The organism is Shewanella sp. cp20, from assembly GCF_000832025.1.
In the GTDB taxonomy this organism is placed as follows: Bacteria; Pseudomonadota; Gammaproteobacteria; order Enterobacterales; family Shewanellaceae; genus Shewanella.
In genome coordinates, this window is sequence record NZ_JPII01000011.1 from 1 (window position 1) to 343 (window position 343).

The window sequence follows — 343 nt, forward strand, 5'->3', positions numbered from 1 at the left end:
GGGGTGAAGTCGTAACAAGGTAGCCCTAGGGGAACCTGGGGCTGGATCACCTCCTTACCTATACGATGATTTAATAGTTGTTGAGTGTTCACACAGATTACTTGATAGAAGATAGAGAATGACGTTGGGTCTGTAGCTCAGCTGGTTAGAGCGCACCCCTGATAAGGGTGAGGTCGGTGGTTCAAGTCCACTCTGACCCACCAATCTTTCTACGGAAAGATTAGGTATTAAACGTATATTCTCGCTGCATGTAAATGGGGCTATAGCTCAGCTGGGAGAGCGCCTGCCTTGCACGCAGGAGGTCTGCGGTTCGATCCCGCATAGCTCCACCATTTGCTCTTTG

Annotated in this window: 2 tRNA genes and 1 rRNA gene; all 3 read left to right on the plus strand. The window is 49.9% G+C overall.

The annotated features are described in order from the left end of the window. A 16S ribosomal RNA gene (locus DB48_RS20265) occupies positions 1-57 on the plus strand; the annotation flags it as partial. 69 nt (positions 58-126) lie between these two features. After that, positions 127-203: transfer RNA gene (locus DB48_RS03830), tRNA-Ile, on the plus strand. Between the two features lie 53 nt (positions 204-256). Continuing rightward, positions 257-332: transfer RNA gene (locus DB48_RS03835), tRNA-Ala, on the plus strand. Positions 333-343 lie beyond the last annotated feature (11 nt).